Source organism: Acidimicrobiales bacterium (assembly GCA_036273495.1).
Lineage (GTDB): Bacteria > Actinomycetota > Acidimicrobiia > Acidimicrobiales > JAJPHE01 > DASSEU01.
Genome location: DASUHN010000184.1, coordinates 1 through 3,213, shown reverse-complemented (window position 1 = coordinate 3,213; position 3,213 = coordinate 1). Strand labels below are relative to the sequence as shown.

Annotated in this window: 3 protein-coding genes; all 3 read left to right on the top strand. The window is 74.8% G+C overall.

Features of this window, described 5'->3' with window-relative positions:
• On the top strand, positions 1-999 hold a 999-nt coding region (locus VFW24_07745), incomplete at its 5' end, for an alpha/beta fold hydrolase (protein ID HEX5266651.1).
• A 67-nt stretch (positions 1,000-1,066) separates the two neighbouring features.
• Positions 1,067-2,338: a UDP-N-acetylglucosamine 1-carboxyvinyltransferase gene (gene murA, locus VFW24_07740; GenBank protein ID HEX5266650.1), complete on the top strand. Its 1,272-nt coding sequence runs from the start codon at positions 1,067-1,069 to the stop codon at positions 2,336-2,338.
• Positions 2,338-3,213 (top strand): methylmalonyl Co-A mutase-associated GTPase MeaB (gene meaB, locus VFW24_07735; GenBank protein ID HEX5266649.1); only part of this gene is annotated, 876 nt, incomplete at its 3' end. The genes murA and meaB, both read left to right, overlap by 1 nt.

Sequence of the window (3,213 nt, the reverse complement as noted above, 5' to 3'; positions counted from 1 at the left end):
GCCCGGTGGGGGGGGGCGGGGGCCGGGGCCCGGGTGGGCGGGCCCGAGGTCCGGGAGCTGGGGAAGGGGTGGCACCTCGGCATCGGGTGGGCCGGGCGCCGGATGGTGGCGGTGCGCAGCGGCGCCCGCACCCCGACGGCGCTGGTCACCATCGACCCCGGCGCCGGCACCCGGACGTCACTGGTCAGGGGGCCCGTCGGCGGGGTGGAGGGACCGTGGCTGGCCGAGCCCGAGTCCGTCGCCTGGGCGGCGGAGGACGGGACCCGGATCCCCGGCCGGCTGTACCGCCCGCCGGGAGGATCCCCGGCCGGGGGGCTGATCATGTGGATCCACGGGGGCCCGACCGGCCAGATGACCGTCACCTTCAACGCCCGGGTGGCGTTCTTCCTGTCCCGGGGATGGGCGGTGCTCGTGCCCGACTTCCGGGGCTCCACCGGCTGGGGGCGGGCCCACGCCCGGGCGCTGGCGGGGGGGTGGGGCGAGGTGGACGTGGCCGACTGCGCCGCCGGGCTGCGGGCGGCGGCGCAGAACGGGTGGGCGGGCACCGGCAGGACGGTGGTGCTGGGCGCGTCCGCCGGCGGCATGACGGCGCTGCTGCTCCTGGCCCGGCACCCCGAGCTGTGCGCCGCCGGCGTCGACCTCTACGGCGTCGCCGACCTCGAGGCCCTGGCGGCCACCACCCACCGCTTCGAGGCCCACTACACCCACAGCCTGGTCGGGCCCCTGCCGGCGGCGGCGGAGCTGCACCGCCGGCGCTCCCCGCTGGCGGTGGCCGAGCGCATCCGCGCCCCGCTGCTGATCCTGCACGGCAGCGAGGATCCGGTCGTGCCGCTGGCCCAGTCGCTGGCGGTGCGGGACCGGACCCTGGCGGCCGGCAACCGGACCGAGATGCACGTGTACGAGGGGGAGGGCCACGGCTGGTCCCGCCCCGAGACGGTGGAGGACGAGCTGGACCGGACCGCCGAGTTCCTCGACCGCCACGTGCGCAGCGCCGGTTGACCCGGCCCCGGCGCCGGGACGGCGGGCGATGACGCTGACGCCTAGCCCGGCGGGGAATACTGACACGGTGGACCACGGCACCGACTCCATCCGGGTGCGATCCGGGCCGCCCCTGGAGGGGACGGTCAGCCTCGGCGGCGCCAAGAACTCGGTGCTCAAGCTGATGGCCGCCTGCCTGCTGGCACCGGGGACCTACCGGCTGCGAAACGCCCCGCAGATCATCGACGTCGAGATCATGGGGGACCTGCTCGAGTCGATGGGGGTGGTGGTCACGCGGGAGTCGGGCAGCACGCTGCGCCTCGACGTGCCGGTCGAACTCACCCCCGAGGCTCCCTACGAGCTCGTCGAGCGGATGCGCGCGTCGATCGTCGTGCTCGGTCCGCTGCTGGCCCGGTGCGGGGAGGCGCGGGTGTCGCGGCCGGGCGGCGACGACTTCGGGCCCCGGCCGATCGACTTCCACCTGTCGGGCCTGGAGGCCATGGGCGCGACCGTGGAGACCAGCCACGGCTTCGTGATCGCCCGCGCCGATCGGCTGCACGGGGCGCGCATCGTCCTGGAGTTCCCGAGCCACACCACGACCGACAACCTGATCATGGCGGCGGTGCGCGCCAAGGGCACCACGGTCATCGAGAACGCGGCGCGCGAGCCGGAGGTGTCGGACCTGGCCGCCTTCCTCAACCGGATGGGGGCCCGCATCGTCGGCGCGGGCGGATCGACGATCGAGATCGAAGGCGTCGACGAGCTGACCCCCGTGGAGCACGAGGTGATACCGGACCGCGTGGAGGCGGCCACGTTCATGACCGCCACCGGGCTGGCGGGCGGGGAGATCGTGATAGCCGGGGCCCGCTCCGACCACATGGACATGGTGATCCACAAGCTCGGCGAGATGGGCGTGCGCTCGAGCCCGTGCTCGGAGGGCCTGTGGGTGTCGGCCAAGGGCCGCCCCCACGCCGTCGACGTCGCGACCCTCCCCTATCCGGGCGTGGCCACCGACTACAAGCCCCTGCTGGTGACGCTGATGAGCGTCTCCGAGGGAGCGGGGATCGTCACCGAGAACCTCTTCCAGGGCCGTTTCAAATACGTGGACGAGCTGCGGCGCATGGGCGCCGACATCCGCACCGAGGGCCATCACGCCATCGTGCGCGGGGTGCCGCGGCTGTCGGGAACGCCCGTCAAGGCCCCCGACATCCGGGCCGGGGCGGCGTTGGTGCTGGCGGGGCTGGCGGCAGCGGGGGAGACGGTCGTGACCGGGGCCCACCACGTCGACCGCGGCTACGAGTGCCTGGCGGGGAAGCTGGCGTCGCTGGGCGCCGACATCCGGCGCGCCCCCGCCCCCTAGTGCCCCGCTCCCGCGACCCCAAAGCCCTGGTCGAGGCGGCCCGGGCGGGTGACCGCTCGGCGCTGGCGCGCCTGCTGTCGCTGATCGAGCAGGGAGGTCCCGACGCCCGCGCCGTGGGCCGGCTCACCTTCCCGGTGTCGGGCGGCGCCTACACCGTCGGGTGGACCGGGTCGATGGGGGCGGGCAAGTCGACGCTCACCGACCGGCTGATCAGCGCGGCGCGCGCCGGCGGCGCCGGTCCGCCGGTCGGCGTGCTGGCGGTCGACCCCTCCAGCCCGTTCTCCGGCGGCGCCATCCTCGGGGACCGGATCCGCATGCAGGAGCACGCCCTGGACCCCGGTGTGTTCATCCGCTCCATGGCGTCGCGCGGCCACCTGGGCGGGCTCTCACTGGCGACGCGCGAGGCGATCCGCGCTCTCGACGCCGCCGGTCTGCCGTGGATCCTGGTGGAGACGGTGGGCGTGGGGCAGACGGAGATGGAGATAGCCCAGGCCGCCGACACCACGGTCGTGGTCCTCAATCCGGGCTGGGGGGACTCGGTGCAGGCCAACAAGGCGGGACTGCTCGAGGTGGCCGACATGTTCGTGATCAACAAGGCTGACCGTCCCGGGGCCAAGGAGACCGAGCGGGACCTGGCGCGCATGCTCGACATGTCACCGCCTGGTGACTGGCGGCCGCCGATCGTGACCGCGGTCGCCACCACGGGCGAGGGGACGGCGGAGGTGTGGGAGACGGTCGGGCAACATCGCCGGCACCTGGAGGAGACCGGCCGCCTGGCGGAGCGGCGCGAGCGGCGCCTCGAGGAGGAGCTGCGCCAGATCGTCGTGCGACGCCTGGAGCGCGACGCCTACACTCGCTGCGGCGGCGAGGAGTTC